The organism is Flavobacterium granuli (assembly GCF_900129705.1).
Classification (GTDB): Bacteria; Bacteroidota; Bacteroidia; order Flavobacteriales; family Flavobacteriaceae; genus Flavobacterium; species Flavobacterium granuli.
In genome coordinates this window covers 1-17,598 of the sequence record NZ_FQWO01000006.1, presented here as the reverse complement: position 1 = coordinate 17,598, position 17,598 = coordinate 1, and the positions used below count along the sequence as shown (strand labels likewise).

At 34.5% G+C, this 17,598-nt stretch carries 14 protein-coding genes; 4 read left to right on the top strand and 10 right to left on the bottom strand.

What is annotated here, in order from left to right; all coding sequences use genetic code 11:
• The first annotated feature begins 118 nt into the window (after positions 1 to 118).
• The gene (locus BUB25_RS09345; RefSeq protein ID WP_072943421.1) at positions 119 to 2,020 is read left to right on the top strand and encodes a S9 family peptidase; all 1,902 of its coding nucleotides are present in this window, start codon (positions 119 to 121) and stop codon (positions 2,018 to 2,020) included.
• Positions 2,021 to 2,106: 86 nt separating this feature from the next.
• Complete coding sequence (locus BUB25_RS09340) at positions 2,107 to 3,303, top strand: C1 family peptidase (protein ID WP_072943418.1); 1,197 nt, start codon at positions 2,107 to 2,109, stop codon at positions 3,301 to 3,303.
• A gap of 94 nt (positions 3,304 to 3,397) precedes the next feature.
• On the opposite strand, the gene accC is transcribed toward BUB25_RS09340, so the two are convergent.
• The 6 genes from accC to pdxA form a co-directional block, all read right to left on the bottom strand.
• Positions 3,398 to 4,744, bottom strand: coding sequence for an acetyl-CoA carboxylase biotin carboxylase subunit (gene accC, locus BUB25_RS09335; protein ID WP_072943416.1), 1,347 nt, complete (start codon positions 4,742 to 4,744; stop codon positions 3,398 to 3,400).
• 95 nt (positions 4,745 to 4,839) lie between these two features.
• On the bottom strand, positions 4,840 to 5,319 hold the full coding sequence (accB, locus tag BUB25_RS09330) for an acetyl-CoA carboxylase biotin carboxyl carrier protein (RefSeq protein ID WP_072943414.1): 480 nt from the start codon (positions 5,317 to 5,319) through the stop codon (positions 4,840 to 4,842).
• 23 nt (positions 5,320 to 5,342) lie between these two features.
• Positions 5,343 to 6,341 carry a beta-ketoacyl-ACP synthase III gene (locus tag BUB25_RS09325; protein ID WP_072943819.1) on the bottom strand — a complete coding sequence of 333 codons (999 nt, stop codon included), beginning with the start codon at positions 6,339 to 6,341 and terminating at the stop codon, positions 5,343 to 5,345.
• A gap of 175 nt (positions 6,342 to 6,516) precedes the next feature.
• Positions 6,517 to 6,711, bottom strand: a complete 195-nt coding sequence (gene rpmF, locus BUB25_RS09320) for a 50S ribosomal protein L32 (protein WP_007137315.1) — start codon at positions 6,709 to 6,711, stop codon at positions 6,517 to 6,519.
• Positions 6,712 to 6,720: 9 nt separating this feature from the next.
• Complete coding sequence (locus BUB25_RS09315; RefSeq protein WP_072943411.1) at positions 6,721 to 7,269, bottom strand: YceD family protein; 549 nt, start codon at positions 7,267 to 7,269, stop codon at positions 6,721 to 6,723.
• A 90-nt stretch (positions 7,270 to 7,359) separates the two neighbouring features.
• The gene (pdxA, locus tag BUB25_RS09310; protein ID WP_072943397.1) at positions 7,360 to 8,403 is read right to left on the bottom strand and encodes a 4-hydroxythreonine-4-phosphate dehydrogenase PdxA; all 1,044 of its coding nucleotides are present in this window, start codon (positions 8,401 to 8,403) and stop codon (positions 7,360 to 7,362) included.
• 58 nt (positions 8,404 to 8,461) lie between these two features.
• Between pdxA and BUB25_RS09305 the strand changes: the two genes are divergently transcribed.
• Positions 8,462 to 9,049, top strand: coding sequence for a riboflavin synthase (locus BUB25_RS09305; RefSeq protein WP_072943817.1), 588 nt, complete (start codon positions 8,462 to 8,464; stop codon positions 9,047 to 9,049).
• Between the two features lie 42 nt (positions 9,050 to 9,091).
• Here the strand turns inward: BUB25_RS09305 and BUB25_RS09300 are convergent, their stop codons facing one another.
• Positions 9,092 to 9,325, bottom strand: coding sequence for a hypothetical protein (locus tag BUB25_RS09300; protein WP_072943394.1), 234 nt, complete (start codon positions 9,323 to 9,325; stop codon positions 9,092 to 9,094).
• A gap of 354 nt (positions 9,326 to 9,679) precedes the next feature.
• On the opposite strand from BUB25_RS09300, the gene BUB25_RS09295 reads away from it, so the two are divergent.
• Positions 9,680 to 10,906: a site-specific integrase gene (locus tag BUB25_RS09295; RefSeq protein WP_072943815.1), complete on the top strand. Its 1,227-nt coding sequence runs from the start codon at positions 9,680 to 9,682 to the stop codon at positions 10,904 to 10,906.
• Positions 10,907 to 11,041: 135 nt separating this feature from the next.
• On the opposite strand, the gene BUB25_RS09290 is transcribed toward BUB25_RS09295, so the two are convergent.
• The 3 genes from BUB25_RS09290 to BUB25_RS09280 all read right to left on the bottom strand — a co-directional run.
• Positions 11,042 to 12,625 (bottom strand): OmpA family protein, encoded by a 1,584-nt coding sequence (locus tag BUB25_RS09290; RefSeq protein ID WP_072943391.1) that lies wholly within the window; start codon positions 12,623 to 12,625, stop codon positions 11,042 to 11,044.
• A 14-nt stretch (positions 12,626 to 12,639) separates the two neighbouring features.
• On the bottom strand, positions 12,640 to 13,545 hold the full coding sequence (locus BUB25_RS09285) for a PorP/SprF family type IX secretion system membrane protein (protein WP_072943388.1): 906 nt from the start codon (positions 13,543 to 13,545) through the stop codon (positions 12,640 to 12,642).
• A 63-nt stretch (positions 13,546 to 13,608) separates the two neighbouring features.
• Positions 13,609 to 17,598 (bottom strand): T9SS type B sorting domain-containing protein (locus BUB25_RS09280; protein WP_139256902.1); only part of this gene is annotated, 3,990 nt, incomplete at its 5' end.

The window sequence follows — 17,598 nt, the reverse complement described above, 5'->3', positions numbered from 1 at the left end:
AAATTTTTATAAAAATAATATTTTTAGTCTAATTTAAATTAAAAAGAGTTAACATAATCCCCTGAGCCTTTTTAGAATAAAATCATTACTTTTAAATCCTTAAAAAACAAACACTTTTATGAAAAAACTATTTTTTATAACACTGACAATGATGAGTTTAAATGCAATTAGCCAAAATGTAATGACACCAGAGCTGCTATGGAAACTAGGTCGAGTTACTCCTTTAGGCATTTCGAAAGACGCGAAAAATGTTGTTTACAAAGTAACAACTCCTTCGGTTGAAGAAAACAAATTAGATTCAAAATTCTACACTATTCCTGTAAACGGTGGTGACCCAACAGAAGTTACAGAAATAAAAGACTTATTGACAGACAAGAATATTTCTCCAGATGGCAATTACCTTGTTTATAATGAAGAGGTAAAACTGAACAAAGTTTTAGGCAAGGATTTTTATCCAAAACTGGAAAAATCTGACGTCCAAATCTACGATGGCTTAGATTACCGTCATTGGGATACTTGGAACGAAGGAAAATACAATCATGTTTTCTACAAAGAAACTACCCCAGATGCCGTAGGTACGGATATTATGGGTAATGAAAATTTCGACAGCCCACAAAAACCATTTGGTGGCGACGAAGATTACATCTGGTCTCCTGACAGTAAAAGCATTTTTTATGTAAGTAAGAAAAAAGCGGGAACCCAATATGCCGTTTCTACAAACACTAATATTTACGAATACAATCTAGAAACTGGGAAAACCACTAATAGAACGGAAGAAAATCTAGGTTATGACACAGCTCCACAATTTTCTCCAGCGGGTTATTTGACTTGGTTGCAAATGAAACGCGACGGTTATGAAGCGGATAAAAATGACATCATTGTCAATTTCAAAGGACTAAAGATGAACCTAACCGCTAGTTGGGATGGTACTGTTGACAGTTTCCTTTGGAGCAAAGACGGAAAAAAAGTCTACTTTTTGGCTCCAATTAACGGAACAAAACAACTATTTGAGGTTAATTTCCCTGGGCTTACCAAAATCGCTTATAATGTTAATCAAATTACCGATGGTGATTTTGACGTGAATGACATGGTGGGTTTCTCAGGAAACAACCTTATCGTTACCCGAACAGATATGAACCATGCTTCGGAAATTTTCTCTTTTGATTTAAAGGAAAAAACCTGGAAACAATTATCTAATGTAAACACTGAAATATATAATTCCCTGGCGTTAAGCAAAACCGAAAGAAGATATGTTACCACTACAGACGGTAAAAAAATGTTAGTTTGGGTCATACTTCCTCCAAATTTTGATAAAACAAAAAAATACCCAACTCTTTTATATTGTCAAGGAGGACCGCAAAGTGCCTTAACTCAATCTTATTCTTTTAGATGGAATTTTCAATTAATGGCGGCCAATGGATACGTTGTGGTAGCTCCAAACCGCAGAGGAATGCAAGGACATGGCGTAGAATGGAATGAGCAAATCAGTAAAGATTGGGGCGGGCAAGTAATGGATGATTACCTTTCAGCGATTGATGATGTTGCTAAAGAAAAGTATGTTGACAAATCTCGTTTAGGTTGCGTTGGTGCCAGCTATGGTGGCTACTCTGTGTTTTATTTAGCCGGTATACACAATAATAGATTTAAAACATTTATCGCTCACGATGGTGTTTTCAATACGCAAAGTATGTTTGGAACTACAGAAGAAGTTTTCTTTAACAACTGGGACTTTGGAGGTCCTTATTGGGAAAAAGACAATGCAGCCGCTCAAAAAACATACACTACATTCAACCCTATTAATTTAGTGGACAAATGGAACACTCCTATCTTAATCATTCAGGGAGGAAAAGATTTCAGAGTACCAATTGGTCAATCACAAGAAGCTTTTCAGGCGGCACAATTGCGTGGTATAAAAAGCAGATTCCTTTATTTCCCAGAAGAAAATCATTGGGTTTTAAAACCACAAAATGCCCAAGTTTGGCAAGGAGAGTTTTACAAATGGCTTAAAGAAACATTATAAGTGTCATTCCTTGATTGACTAAAACAAATTATTAAGTAACATTTTTGTTATTTTGCGACCAACAATAAAAATCAAAATTATAGAATATGTACAAACTTCCAATTAAAAGTCTTTTTATTGCCTCGGTATTTTTGTCAGGAGTAAATACCATTTCGGCTCAAGACGGCCTAGTAAATTCGCTAAAAGTTAATGCCAGCGAAAAAAGTAAAGAAAGTTTCAAATTTACAGATGTAATCAATCTGGCTAATACTTCGATAAAAAACCAAGGTTCCTCTGGAACTTGCTGGAGCTATTGCACTAATTCGTACCTAGAATCTGAAATGATCCGATTAGGCAAACAGCCTGTTGAGCTGGCCCAAATTTATTCGGCTCGTAATGTTTATATCGAAAAAGGAAAGAATTACGTGCGCATGCATGGAGCTGTAGCCCTTGGCGATGGTGGTGCGCTACATGATGTTATTAATATGTACAGCAAATACGGTGCGCTTCCTCAAGAAGTTTATACCGGTTTAAATTATGGAACTTCTAAAAATAAGTTTGCCGAAATGGGTGCTCTTATGGAAGGCTTATTGGCAGCAGCGGTAAAAAACCCTAATGGAGAACTAACTCCAAATTGGGAAAAAGCATATACTGCAGTAATCGATTCTTATTTGGGAGCAGTTCCTGAAACTTTCAATTTTAAAGGAAAAAATTATACTCCACAAACATTTGCCAAGGAGGTTGTGGGGATAAACCCATCCGATTATATCGAAATGTCATCATTTACTGATTCTCCTTATTACACAAAATCAATGTTAATGGTGCCTGACAACTGGTCTTTTGATCAAATTTACAATGTAAAATTAAACGATATGACCAATATCATTGACAATGCATTAAAGAATGGATATACTGTAGCTTGGGCATCTGATGTTAGCGAAAAAAGTTTCAGTTGGAAAAACGGTGTAGCTTATGTTCCAACTAAGAAAATGGAAGACATGACCGCTGAAGAAAAAGAAAATATGTTTAACGGCCCTAAAGCTGAATTAGAAATCACTCCAGAATTACGTCAAAAAGCATTTGACAACTATCAAACTACTGATGATCATGCGATGCATATCGTGGGACTTGCCAAAGATCAAACAGGAAAAGAATACTATGTAGTTAAAAACTCTTGGGGTACAACTAATGATTACAAAGGCTACCTTTATGTAACTAAAAATTATGTGAAATATAAAACTACTGCTTTTATGGTAAACAAGGCTGCAATCCCAGCTGACATTGCTAAAAAACTTGGAGTTTAATTCCATTGCAAACCAAAAAAATCCCGAAAATTTTTTTCGGGATTTTTTTTTTGGACATAAAAAAACCTCGCTTTAGCGAGGTTTTTTTATATTCTTATTGTGGATCTATCATTTTAAAAGTATCCATAAAAGCTGTGGTATAATCTCCGGCTATATAGCGTTCATCATCCATCAACTGTCTGTGGAAAGGAATGGTAGTTTTTATTCCTTCAATTACAAATTCGTCTAATGCTCTTCTCATTTTACTAATTGCTTCTTCACGTGATTGGGCAGTAGTAATCAATTTGGCAATCATAGAATCATAATTTGGCGGAATCGTATATCCTGAATATACGTGAGTATCCAATCGAACTCCATGTCCACCTGGCATATGAAGCGTCGTAATTTTTCCTGGTGAAGGACGGAAATCATTATATGGATCCTCGGCGTTGATACGGCATTCGATACTGTGCAATTGAGGCAAATAATTTTTACCCGAAATTGGCACACCAGCAGCAACTAAAATTTGCTCGCGAATCAAGTCATAATCGATTACCTGCTCCGTAATTGGGTGTTCCACCTGAATACGGGTATTCATTTCCATGAAATAGAAGTTACGGTGTTTGTCCACCAAAAATTCTACTGTTCCTGCTCCCTCATATTTAATAAACTCTGCCGCTTTCACCGCAGCTTCTCCCATTTTTTGACGCAATTCGTCAGTCATAAATGGCGAAGGAGTTTCCTCAGTTAATTTTTGGTGACGTCTTTGTACTGAACAGTCTCTTTCAGAAAGGTGACATGCTTTTCCATAAGCATCACCTACGATTTGAATTTCGATATGGCGAGGCTCTTCAATTAGTTTTTCAAGATACATTGCATTATTCCCAAAAGCGGCAGAGGCTTCCTGACGGGCACTTTCCCACGCTCTTAACAATTCATCTTCTTTCCATACAGCACGCATCCCTTTACCACCACCGCCGGCAGTAGCTTTCAACATTACCGGATAACCAATCGACTTCGCCAATTCCTGAGTTTGTTCGAAAGATTCTAACAATCCTTCAGAACCTGGCACACATGGTACACCGGCAGCTTTCATGGTCGCTTTTGCAGAAGCTTTGTCTCCCATTCTGTCAATCATTTCCGGACCGGCACCAATAAATTTGATTCCATGTTCCTGACATATTTTAGAAAACTTAGAGTTTTCAGAAAGGAATCCGTATCCTGGATGTATTGCATCTGCATTAGTAATCTCTGCGGCTGCGATTATATTTGACATTTTCAAATAGGACAAGTTACTAGGAGGCGGCCCAATGCAAACAGCCTCATCAGCAAACTTTACATGTAAACTCTCCGCATCAGCAGTAGAATAAACAGCTACTGTTTTTATGCCCATCTCCTTGCAAGTTCTGATAACACGAAGTGCTATTTCTCCCCTATTTGCAATTAATATTTTTTTAAACATCTATTTTGAGTTATGAGTTATGAGTTATGAGTTTTTAAAAATTAAGAATGATAGTAAAACCAATTCATAATTTATAATTCATAATTTATAATTAATTAAGATGGATCTACCAGGAATAAAGGTTGGTCAAATTCTACAGGTGACATATCGTCTACCAATATTTTTACGATTTTACCTGAAATTTCAGATTCAATTTCGTTAAATAATTTCATTGCTTCAATAACGCAAAGAACATCTCCTTTAGAAATTGTATTTCCTACTTCAACAAAAACAGCTTTATCTGGTGATGGTTTTCTATAAAAAGTTCCAATGATAGGTGATTTTATAGTGATATATTTAGAATCCTCAGCCGCCGGTGCCGCTGCAACTGGTGCTGCTGGTGCCGTAGCTTGAGGAGCTAAAGCTTGCTGAAGTTGACCCTGAGCAGGTAATTGCTGAACATAAGTAGTTTCAGTTACATTTCCTTCCAAAGTTGTTCTGATGGTAATTTTTACATCATCCATTTCCAATTTAACTTCTGCAACTCCCGAATTTGCTACAAATTTGATTAAGTTCTGAATTTCTTTTAAATCCATAATTATTTGTTTTTAGTTTAAATTTATTTTTTGTCGTATGCCCATTTTAAATAAATAGATCCCCAAGTGAATCCGCCACCAAATGCAGCAAAAACAACTGTGTCACCTTTTTTCAATAAGTGCTCGAAATCATTAAGAACAAGAGGCAAAGTAGCCGAAGTGGTATTTCCATACTTTTCTATGTTCATCAAAACCTTAGATTCTTCTAAATTCATTCTGCTGGCCGTAGCATCAATAATGCGCTTGTTTGCTTGATGTGGCACTAACCAGTCTACGTCTTCATTAGTCAAGTTATTTCTTTTTAGAATCAACTCACTTGCGTCTGCCATATTGGTAACAGCATATTTAAAAACTGTTTTACCGTCTTGCACGATATTATGTCGATTCTCCTTAATAGTCTCTAACGAAGCTGGATGAAGCGACCCACCGGCATCAATTTTCAAAAAGTCACGACCTACACCATCACTTCTCAAATATTCATCCTGTAATCCTAGACCTTCATAATTAGGTTCGAATAAAACTGCACCTGCACCATCTCCAAAAATGATACAAGTAGATCTATCAGTGTAATCTACGATAGAAGACATTTTATCAGCACCAATTAAGAGTACTTTCTTATATCTACCGGATTGAATATAAGCAGCTGCGGTAGACATTCCGTATAAAAAACTAGAGCATGCTGCTTGTAAATCATACGCAAACGCATTTGTAGCTCCAATTTCAGTAGCCACATATACTCCTGTAGAAGCTACCGGCATATCTGGCGTTGCAGTTGCCATTATTATTAAATCAATATCCAAAGGATCAATATTTCCTTTCGCTAATAAATCTTGAGCTGCTTTAATAGCTAAAAAAGAGGTTCCTTTATCTTTATCTTTAAGGATTCTTCTTTCTTTTATACCTGTTCGAGTGGTGATCCACTCATCGTTTGTATCAACCATTGTTTCAAGAACCTTGTTTGAAAGTACAAAGTCAGGAACATAAGCCCCTACAGCGGTGATTGCGGCCGTAATTGTATTCATTGTATTCGAATATTTTTTATCAAATGAACCCATTTAATAAAACGTTTAAAAGAGTTGAAAATTACAAAAAAAATTCTAAACCCCCTGTTTTAGAACTTCTTAATTTAGTAAAAATAACAGACAACAAAAAAACTCTCACAGAGTGAGAGTTCAAATATCATTTGTAAAAAATGCATTAAGCAACAGCTACAGACTTATCGATAACAACTTGTCCTCTGTAATACATTTTACCTTCATGCCAGTAGGCTCTGTGGTATAAATGTGCTTCACCCGTAATTGGGCAAGTAGCGATTTGAGCTACAGTAGCTTTATAATGTGTTCTTCTTTTATCTCTTCTTGTTTTGGAGATTTTTCTCTTAGGATGCGCCATTTTACTATATTATTTATCCGTTAATAGTTGCTTTAATTTGTCCCAACGTGGGTCAATATTTTCTTCTTTTTCTTCTTCTTTTTCTTCTGTTTGTTCTTTTAATGCCAACTCATTCAGTTTTTCAAGAGCTTCCGTTTTTAAACTTCCGTCTTTCACTCCTGGATGAACTCGTCTTAGAGGCACAGAAAGCGCAATCATTTCATATATATACTGCGCAATGTCTATCTCAAACTCTCCAAAAGGCAAAATAAGCAATTCTTCATTGTCATTATTAAAGGCCTCTCCAAAGCGAACAATCAATTTCATATCCCCTTTTATTGGCATATCAAAATCTTCACTGGTAAGATCACAAGGAACATTTACTGTTCCTTTATGCTTGAAGGTCAATTCTAGCATTGTGCTTTTTTTCTCTAAAACTACATTTACTTTGATGTCTGAATTTTGAAATTCATCATAATCAAAGATTTCAAAGAACGCATTACCTACTTGGTACTCAAATTGATGTTTCCCTAGCTTTAATCCCACAAAAGGAATTACATATTCTTTTGTCTTATTCATTTCAACAAAATTTTACCCCAAACTTCGGGAGTGCAAAGATATAAAATTATTGCAAAACTAATAATCTTATTTATAATTTTTTACCTGCTTCTATTTTTCTCTAACTTTTAGCGGTTTTTGACTGATTTCTGCATACTGAGCTCTGGAACGATAAATATCCAATCCAAGATAAACCGCTTCTTTAAAAGAATTATAGTCTGCAATACCCTTTCCTGCAATATCATAAGCAGTACCGTGATCCGGAGACGTTCTGATTTTATCCAAACCAGCCGTAAAATTCACTCCTTTTCCAAAAGATAAAGTTTTAAAAGGTATCAATCCTTGATCATGATACGTTGCTATCACAGCATCATATTTCTCATATTGTCCACTCCCAAAAAAGCCATCTGCCGCAAAAGGCCCAAAAACCATAGTCCCTTTGTCAAATATTTTCTTTAATGCCGGTTTCAAAACAGCATCATCTTCCGTTCCAATCACTCCTCCATCTCCACAATGAGGATTCAGTCCCAAAACTGCAATTTTTGGCTTATTAATGCTAAAATCCTGAATCAATGACTGTTTTACTGTTTCTATTTTCTTCACAATCAATTCTTCGGTAAGATGCGATGCAACCTCACTCACCGGAATATGATCCGTAAGAAGCCCCACTCTTAAACCATCCTGAACCATCAACATAAGAGCATCTCCTTCTAACTCCTGATCTAAATAATCTGTATGTCCAGGGAACTTAAAACTTTCCGACTGTATATTGTATTTATTAATAGGTGCCGTTACTAACAGATCAATCAAACCTTCTTTCAAAGCCGCAGTTGCCGCCACAAATGATTTTATCGCGTACTCACCTACTTTTTCATCGTTAACTCCCAGATTTAAATCGACACCTTCTCTCCAAAGATTTAAAACATTAATCTTTCCCGGAAGGATTTGATCTAATTTATCAATCCCGTGAAGTGCAACTGTAGACTCTAAATTCTTCTTTATAAAAGACATTATTTTCACATTGGCAAAAATAACCGGTGTACACAACTCCAGCATTCGCAAATCTTCGAATGTTTTCAGCACCACTTCGCTTCCAATACCGTTTAAATCTCCGATTGAAATTCCAACAATTATATTTTCTGCTTTTTTCATCATGACCACAAGTTATTTATTGCTAATTTTGAAGTGCAAATTTAGTAAAATAAAACAAGAAATGTTTACAGGAATCATAGAAACCCTTGGTACCATCCAAGAAATAAAAAAAGAGAAAGACAATATCCACATTACGATAAACTCCTCTATTACTACCGAACTCAAAATAGACCAAAGTGTTGCTCACAACGGAATCTGCCTAACAGTTGTCGCCCTAAAAGATGACAATTACACCGTAACAGCCATTGATGAGACAATCAAAAAAACAAATTTAGGCGATTGGAAAGTAGGCGATATCGTAAACTTAGAAAGAGCCATGAAACTGGGAGACCGATTAGACGGCCATATCGTACAAGGACACGTTGACCAAACCGGAACCTGTATTGCAGCAGAAGAAACCAATGGAAGCTGGTTTTTTACTTTCGAATATGATGAAACTCTAAACAACCTAACGATCGAAAAAGGCTCTATCACCGTAAACGGAGTAAGCCTAACTGTTGTCAACTCGAAAAAAAACCAATTTAGCGTTGCCATCATTCCATACACCCACGAGCACACTAATTTCAAAAACTTTGAAGTAGGAACAAAAATAAACCTTGAGTTTGACGTAATTGGAAAATATGTCTCTAAATTACACTCTAACCGCTAAAAAACAGCAATAAAAAACCTCTTAAAAAGCAAAAGCTCCAAGTCAATTTGGAGCTTTTGCTTTTAATCTGTGCTTGTAAATAGTAAAAAAACCAAAAAACAAAGCAACAATAATTAATATTAATATATTCTCATCAATAGGAAATCCATCCGGCGGCGGAGTATTCATAGGAGAAGCAGGCGCCGGCGGTGTACGCGAAGAAAATTTAGCCCAAGAAACAAAAACTCCCGAAAGAAAGGCAATCAAAAGGTAAAATTTGTTTTGGCCAATTTTCATAATCTTGAGAATAAATAAAGATTTCTAAAAAAACACACCATTGTAGAAAACAACAACAATCATAACAAAAGTATGATTTTTTATCATAAAAACCTGATTTTCATCTGCATAAAAAAAGCCTTTCAGAAAATATCTGAAAGGCTTTTTTAAGTGGTCCCACCTGGGCTCGAACCAGGGACCACCTGATTATGAGATAGACAAATAGTCTTTGCATTAAACTGCATTTAACTTCAAAGTTACTGTTTTTCAATGTTTTATGATTTTTAAAAATATTTTTGTTTCATCATGTTTCATCAAATGCCAGCATTTGTTGTACATATGTTGTACTCATTATTAAATTTTAAAAATATTAAAATGAAAGCTAGTGTAAAATTAATCTTAAAAAAGACAAAATTAAGCAATGGAACTTGCCCTGTTAATTTACGTGTAACTATTAATAGGAAATCGAAATTCTACAAAACGCCTTATAATTCTGCTCCTAAATTCTGGAACGAAAGTGCGAGTGAATTTACTTCAAAATCTCCAAACTTTTTACAAGCCAATCGAATTTTATACAAATTCAAACAAGATGCTTCAAAAATATTGGACTTAATGATTGAGCAAGAACAAGAATTTAATTTAGAAATATTTGATTCTTTATTTAGACCACAAGAGATTGAAAAATTAAATTTTTTGCCTTATTTTGAATTGAAGAGAAATCAATTTAATGAAGCGGGTAAAGTAAGTTCAGCATGTTCGTACCGTGATACAATCTCCGCTCTAAAAAAGTTCACACCAGATATTCAAAACTATTCTTTTACAAAAATAAATTACACCTTCTTAGTGGCCTTTGAAGCCTATTTGCGAGCTCACGGTAGTCATGATGGTGGAATTGGTGTATATATGAGAAATATTAGATCGGTTTATAATTCTGCTATCAAGGCAAAAATTGTTGCAAGCGACAACTATCCTTTCAAAGATTATATCATCTCAAAATTAAAATCTAGTAAAGTAAAAAAAGCTCTCAGTAAAGCGGACTTACAATTGTTACTAGATTATGACTTTTCGACTAATAAGGAAGCGGTCAAAGCATTATATACTTATTTATTCAGTTTCTACTGCCGTGGTATGAATTTTACTGATTTAGCTGAATTAAGATGGGATGATGTAGATTTAAGTAGCTTTTCATACATTAGAAATAAAACCTTGGTAAAGTTAAATGTGAAAATTCCAGAAAATAAATACATGGATGAAATTTTACACTACTTTGAAAAATATCGACCATTTGACACTGATTACATTTTTCCGATTTTAGAAAAAGAACAAAACCTATATACTAAGATTCAGTTGAGAGATCGAAAGAAAAGTGTTCTTAATTATTACGGAAAGTTACTTAACAAAATTTCAGTGGAATGCGGTATTAAAACAAAAGTTACATTTTATACCGCTAGGCATACCTTCGCAACATTATCACTCAAAAAAGGCTTAAGTACCGTAATGATCAAGCAAGGATTAGGACATCAATCAATTAAAACAACTGAAACGTACTTGGAAGATTTTAGTACGGAAGAATTGGATCTAGCATTTGAAGATATAATGTAAATAGCCAAAAATGTAAAAAGTTATTCTGAAAAATATTTGAGCTAATTACAAAGCTCAAAAATATTTTTCGGAAATAACTTTTACATCTTTATATTTCAATAGCCCACTTATTAATAAGTTGACTCTTAAGTTATTTTATTTAATTACTTCTGGATTGGTAATAATAAATTCAGTTCTTCTATTTAATTGATGATCTGCTTCAGAACAAATAACGTCGTTTGAACATTTATTTACTAATTCTGTTTCACCATAACCTTGTGCATTAATTCTATTTGCATCAATTCCTTGACTTACAATCCAATTTTTAGATGATTGTGCTCTTCTGTTAGATAGAGACCAGTTGTAAGAATCGCTCGCTCTACTATCTGTATGTGAGCCTAAATTAATTTTAAGCAGTGGATATTTTTCCATGATTCTAACCACTCGTTCCAGTTCAAGTTGTGCGTCAGGGCGAATAAATGACTTATCAAGATCAAAGTATATTGGATTAATTTTGATCATTAAATTACCTCTAATGTAAACAAATTCGCTAGAGCCTAAATCCAAATTAATAGCAAGTTCTAAATCTGCTTTATTTGTAGTAGTAAATATTTTTTCGTCCATATCATAATACTCTTTTACAGCTGTCACTTTGTATGAAGAATCACAATTTACTTTAAAATTAAAAACGGCAAATTTATCAGCAATTGTACTTTCAACTTTGTTGCCTTTAGCATCGTATAATGTTACTAACGCTCCAGGCAATAGTGCTCCTGTTTCTTTTTCACGAACAATGCCTTGAACAAATTGCTTACATTCGACAGCAATTGGATTAATTAATTCTTCAAAATAGTAGATGTCATCATCTCCTTTTCCTCCATCTCTGTTAGATGAAAAGTGACCTGTTTTTTTTCCATTTTGAAAAACCAAAGAGAAATCATCTTTAGAACTGTTTAATGGAAATCCTAAGTTTATTGCTTTACCAATTCCTAGTTTATCTTCAATTTTTACAGCATAAATATCTAAACCACCATTTCCATCCTGCAAACCGTCTGAAGAGTAATACAGTACATTGTTATTATCGATATAAGGAAACATTTCGCTTCTTGTAGTATTGACTTTTGGTCCGAGATTGTATGGATCGCTATAAGTTGCATCATTGTTTATATCTACTGCCCAAATATCAGTTAGACCTAAAGAACCAGGTCTGTTCGATGTAAAATATAATTTTGTGTCATTAGCATTTAGCGAAGGATGACCAGTATCAAACTGATCACTATTAAAAGGTAGTTTTACTATATTTTTCCAGTTACCTGCACTATCAATATCTGCTTTGTATAGTTGTATGAGAATCCATCCATTATCATCTGTATAGTACTTTTTACTATTGTAGTTGTCTCTAGAAAAATAAACCGTTTTTAAATCTTTTGTAAATGTTACATTAGATTCATGCATTTTAGTATTTAATTCTTTAGAGAATGGTTCTGATTCTACAAATTCACCAGTGCTTGTTACCGTTGCTTTATACAAGTCTAAAAATGGTTGACTATTTAAATACCATTTTTTATTTCTTGAGCCTTTTATCTTTTTTGAAGAAGCGTAGATAGCAGTATTTTCACCATAATAAGTTACACCAAAATCAGAATATTTAGTGTTGGCTTCTATATTTTTGATAGTATAATTTTGAGAATAAGCAATAACTCCCAATAATAATACTATAATGACAGTAATTTTTTTCATGTTTTATTTTTTATTTAGAAGAATCGAGGGCTTTTTATTTTTTTCTTATTCAAGTCAAATAAAATCATAATCTCATGAGATCCTGAATTAAATACCCCAAAATTGGTAGTAGTGTAATCATAAGCATATCCAATTCTTAAATCTTGACTTACCTGAAAGCCAACCATACCACTAATTGAATCATCTAATCTATGGGAAAGTCCTAATTCTACTTTTTCTTGAATTAATAAGTTTAACGACAAATCAACAGAAAGAGGTGCTCCTGGTGCTGCCTTTAACATGGTAGAAGGTTTTAATTTTAAGTTTTCATCTAGGTCAAATACATATCCTGAAGTAAGGAAATAATGTGTTTTTTCTGAAGCTGAAGATGAGATTCCGTTTTTTGTATCTAAATATCTTGATTCAATAAAATTGGGTACCGATAATCCCGCATAAAAGCGATCATTATAATACATTACACCAACACCAAAGTTAGGAGCGACTAAGCTAACAGGTACGTTTAATGGATCTTGATCTACTGTTGTAAATTCTCTTACATTTAAAAATGTTGCTCCTGCTTTAATACCAAAAGCAAACTTATCTTCTCCAGAAAAATTCAAAGTATATGAAAAATCAGCGTATAGATTGTCTTCTTTTACTGGTCCAATTTCATCATGAATTACCGAAAATCCTAATCCAACATTTTTTCCTACAGGACCATTTATAGACAATGTTGCTGTTTGTGGTGCACCATCTACTCCTACCCATTGTGTTCTTCCTAACAAACCAATACTTGTAACTCCTCTTGAACCAGCATAGGCGGGATTTAGAATATTCATACTATACATGTATTGTGTGTATTGAGGATCTTGTTGCGCAAAAACAGTACTAATGGATGATATTAAAACAAATATTCCAATTAGTAATTTAAATTTTTTCATAAAAGCGAGTTTAAATTTTAAAAAGGAGAGAGGGTATTCATCTCTCTCCTTAAATTATTTGTTTTATTTTTTTAAATAGATCCAACCCGTTTGCGGTTTTCTTTCATCATTATTAAAGTAAATAGTGTAGAAATAAGTTCCAGTAGGAAGCATTTCTTTTGAGAAATTCCATCTACCTGTTGAATGACCATCCCACCATAGTGGTGTTTTGAATTTGTCTCCGTTATGTTTGTAGTTGTAAACAATGTTTCCATACCTATTTACAATTTCCATACTAAAGTTAGGATACAATACTTGTAAGTGCTCTACTTCAAAAACATCATTTATGCCATCTCCATTAGGAGTGAAACCTTCTGGCATAACTAATGAAACTTCAGGTTCTATTGTTATAGCATCTTGATCATCTTCCTGTAATTTGTTGTTTCCAGGAGTTGAATCAACATCAAGTTCATTAGCTGCTATAACTTCGGCAACGTTTGTAAACTCACCTACCGGTAATACATAAGCTATTACTTTTAATGTTTGTATTGCATTAATATCAATACTTCCTACTTTCCAAATTCCAGTTGTAGCATCATAAACACCAGTTGTAGTTGTAGCGCTTACGAAATTGAAACCAGTTGGAAGTAAGTCTTTCACTTCAACACCTGTTCCTATACTAGGTCCTTTGTTTGACAATGTAATCGTAAACTCAACATTAGTTTCAGCAATAGGTTTTAATTCATCTACTTCTTTGGTTAACTCTAAATCTATAACTGCTATAGGTGTCGCAGCAATACAACTTACATTGTTAGCTGGATCTGTATCTACTTGGTGTAATGCTTTTATTCTTGCACAATTTAAGTAGTCACCAGATTCTTTTACAATTACATCAACAATTAAAATCTCTGTTTCACCATTTACTATCTTACTTACTTTCCAGTCACCAGTCACATAATCATAAATTCCTTTAGTAGAACTATAATTTACGAACGTATAACCAGAAGGAAGTAAATCGGACACGACAACATTTGTTGCGTCGATATTTCCATTGTTTGTTAATAGAATCTCGAATGAAATTTGAGAATTCACTTTTGGATTTGTGTTGTTCTTCAAAATGGTTTTAACAACTGCAAGGTCTACCGATTGATTTGGCGGAGCAGATGCACAAGCATAATCATCTTCTGCAACATTACCATTACCCGGAGTAGAATCGATATCTGGTTCGTTTGCTTTGGTAATTTCTGCACAGTTTAGATAATCTCCTTTGTCCAGAACTTTAACATCAACTAATAGAACTGCCGTGTTTCCTACTTCTACAAATCCAACTTTCCAGAGACCTGTTGAAGGAGTATATGTACCAATAGTCGAGCTATAGTTTATAAATTTATATCCAGAAGGTATTAAATCTACCACTTCTACACCAGTTGCTTTTGTAGGTCCATCGTTCATCACTCTTACTTCAAAAGTAATTACATCACCTACAGCAGGATTGGTCACATTAGCAACAACTTCTTTTGTTAAACTCAAGTCAATATATGCTGTTGGTGTAATTGCAACACTGCCAATGTTATTCGCTGCATTAGAATCTGCCTGATCTGCTTTTACCGCAGTAGTTGTGTTTGTTATTGTTGTATCATAAGTTCCTGTATTAACTTTTGCATCAATAGTAAGAGTCGCAACCGCACCATTTATAAGATTACCTATTGTCCATAATCCTGAACCATTGTTATAATTTCCTGCTGAAACTATATCACTTACATAAGTAACTCCTACAGGTAATTTATCCACTAAACTTACATTGGTTGCATTACTAGCACCGTTGTTAGTGACTGTTATCGTATAACGAATAGTTTCTCCTTCATTTGGTCTCGCATTGTTTACCTTTTTTACAACTGCTAAATCTAAACTTGTAACTGTTATTGTTTCAGTAGGATCATCAAGAGTTCTATTGGTATCAAATTGATCTTGTGTATTAGATACTGTATTTGTTAATACACTTCCTCCTTGATTTAAATCTACAATAGCTTTAATTTCAATAGATCCTTCTTCACCTGGCTGTAATGTACCTACTGTCCAATTTGGAGTTGTCCACACTCCTTTTCCTGGAGTTGCTGAAACAAAGGTTAAGCCAGCTGGAAGGTCATCTTTCACCACTAAGTTTGTTACTAATGTTGTTCCTTTATTGGTTACTGTAACGGTATAAGTTACTGTTTCTCCAATGTTAGGAGTTCTATTGTTAACTACTTTAGTCAATACAACATCTGCACCGTTTTGAACGATGATTATTTCTTCCAAATCATCTCCAACAGTTGTTGGATCAGATTGATCACCTTTAGCAGCAGTTGTTCTGTTTATAATTGTTTTTCCGGCTGACCCAGAATTGATTATTACATCAATATTTAAAACTTTAGTTGCTCCGTTTGCAAGATCGCCTATTGTCCAGATACCAGATCCGTAATTATAATCTGTTCCGTGATTGTTGCTTACATAAGTAACTCCTATTGGAAGAATGTCTGTCAGATAAACTTTTGTAGCATCACTTGGACCATTATTAGTAACTTTAATACTGTACGTAATTGTTTCACCTTCACTAGGGTTTGATTTACTTACTGTTTTTTCAGTTACTAGATCTGAGCTGGTAACAATGATTGGCTCTGTTAAATCATCTCCAACAGTTGTTGGATCAGATTCATTACCTACAGCAGCTGTAGTCACATTAATGATAGGTGTTTGACTAGCTGTTCCTGCTGCAGTAACTCTTGCCCTAATTACTAAAGTTGCAGAAGATCCTATGTTAATATTTCCAATAGCCCATTGTCCACCAGAAAACGTATTTACCGTTCCTCCAGTTGCAATATGAGAAACATAAGTTGTTCCTACAGGCAAATTATCTGTTAAGTTTACTCCGGTAGCTGTGCTTGGTCCATTATTTACAACTGTTATGGTATACTGAACAACATCACCTTGATTTGGATTTGATTTATCAACTGTTTTTGTTGTAACTAAATCAGCAACGTTAACCGGAGTAACTACTACAACACTCTGATCATTTTCTTGTGGATTATTATTTCCAGGTGTCGAGTTTGGATCAAATTGATCAGAACCAGTTACTTCTGCAACATTGTTATAATTTCCTGTAGCTAATACTTTGGCAGTAATAGTTAAGGTAGCAGAATTACCACTCGATAGATTTCCAACTGACCAACCACCAGAATTACTATTAAATGTTCCTACTGAAGGCACTGCACTCACAAATGAATAACCAGAAGGAAGCCTATCAGTAACTACAATATTGGTTGCAACACTAGGTCCATTATTTGTAACGACTATATTAAATATGGCATTTTCACCAATATTTGGAGAGGCATTTACTACGGTCTTAACTAAACTTAAATCAGCAATTGCTCTTGGTGTACTCGAAATACTACTAGTATTGTCAGTAGGATTTCCATCAGTTTCAGTACTTGTAGCTGTAGCTGTATTAAGGTAATCACCTGTTGGGTTTACTGTAGCAGAAATATTTAAAGTTCTTTTTGCTCCGTTTGCTAAACTTCCTATTGTCCATTGGCCTGTTCCAGCACTATAAGTTCCAATTGATGCCGTTGCAGTAGAAAATGTATAACCGCTTGGTAAATTATCAGTAACTACAACATTTGTTGCATCACTAGGGCCATTATTTATAACTTCAAGAGTAAATACAACTGTAGATCCTACGTCGGGAGTGGCATTATTTATTCTTTTCACTACTGCAAGATTTACTAAAGCAGACGGTGTAGTTGTTACAGTACTTTGATCATCCTCACTTCCAATAGTATTATTTGGTGTAGAATCAGGATCTGGTTGATCACTTGCAGTAACTTCTGCAGTATTTGTATAATTACCATTCTTTAAAACTTTAGCAGTGATCTGAATATTCTCTGTAGTATTGGCTGTAATTGGTCTTGAAACTGTCCACAATCCAGTTGTGGTATTATACATGCCAGCAGTAGGGCTTGCACTAACAAACTCGTAACCAGAAGGCAGCATGTCTTTTATAACAACACCAGTAGCGTTGCTAGGCCCGTCATTTTT

Coding starts and splice junctions, on each gene's coding strand:
- BUB25_RS09340 (WP_072943418.1), top strand. CDS start 2,107: ATGTACAAACTTCCAATTAAAAGTCTTTTTATTGCCTCGGTATTTTTG.
- BUB25_RS09305 (WP_072943817.1), top strand. CDS start 8,462: ATGTTTACAGGAATCATAGAAACCCTTGGTACCATCCAAGAAATAAAA.
- pdxA (WP_072943397.1), bottom strand. CDS start 8,403: ATGATGAAAAAAGCAGAAAATATAATTGTTGGAATTTCAATCGGAGAT.
- rpmF (WP_007137315.1), bottom strand. CDS start 6,711: ATGGCGCATCCTAAGAGAAAAATCTCCAAAACAAGAAGAGATAAAAGA.
- BUB25_RS09325 (WP_072943819.1), bottom strand. CDS start 6,341: ATGAATACAATTACGGCCGCAATCACCGCTGTAGGGGCTTATGTTCCT.
- BUB25_RS09285 (WP_072943388.1), bottom strand. CDS start 13,545: ATGAAAAAATTTAAATTACTAATTGGAATATTTGTTTTAATATCATCC.
- accB (WP_072943414.1), bottom strand. CDS start 5,319: ATGGATTTAAAAGAAATTCAGAACTTAATCAAATTTGTAGCAAATTCG.
- BUB25_RS09345 (WP_072943421.1), top strand. CDS start 119: ATGAAAAAACTATTTTTTATAACACTGACAATGATGAGTTTAAATGCA.
- BUB25_RS09300 (WP_072943394.1), bottom strand. CDS start 9,325: ATGAAAATTGGCCAAAACAAATTTTACCTTTTGATTGCCTTTCTTTCG.
- BUB25_RS09290 (WP_072943391.1), bottom strand. CDS start 12,625: ATGAAAAAAATTACTGTCATTATAGTATTATTATTGGGAGTTATTGCT.
- accC (WP_072943416.1), bottom strand. CDS start 4,744: ATGTTTAAAAAAATATTAATTGCAAATAGGGGAGAAATAGCACTTCGT.
- BUB25_RS09315 (WP_072943411.1), bottom strand. CDS start 7,269: ATGAATAAGACAAAAGAATATGTAATTCCTTTTGTGGGATTAAAGCTA.
- BUB25_RS09295 (WP_072943815.1), top strand. CDS start 9,680: ATGAAAGCTAGTGTAAAATTAATCTTAAAAAAGACAAAATTAAGCAAT.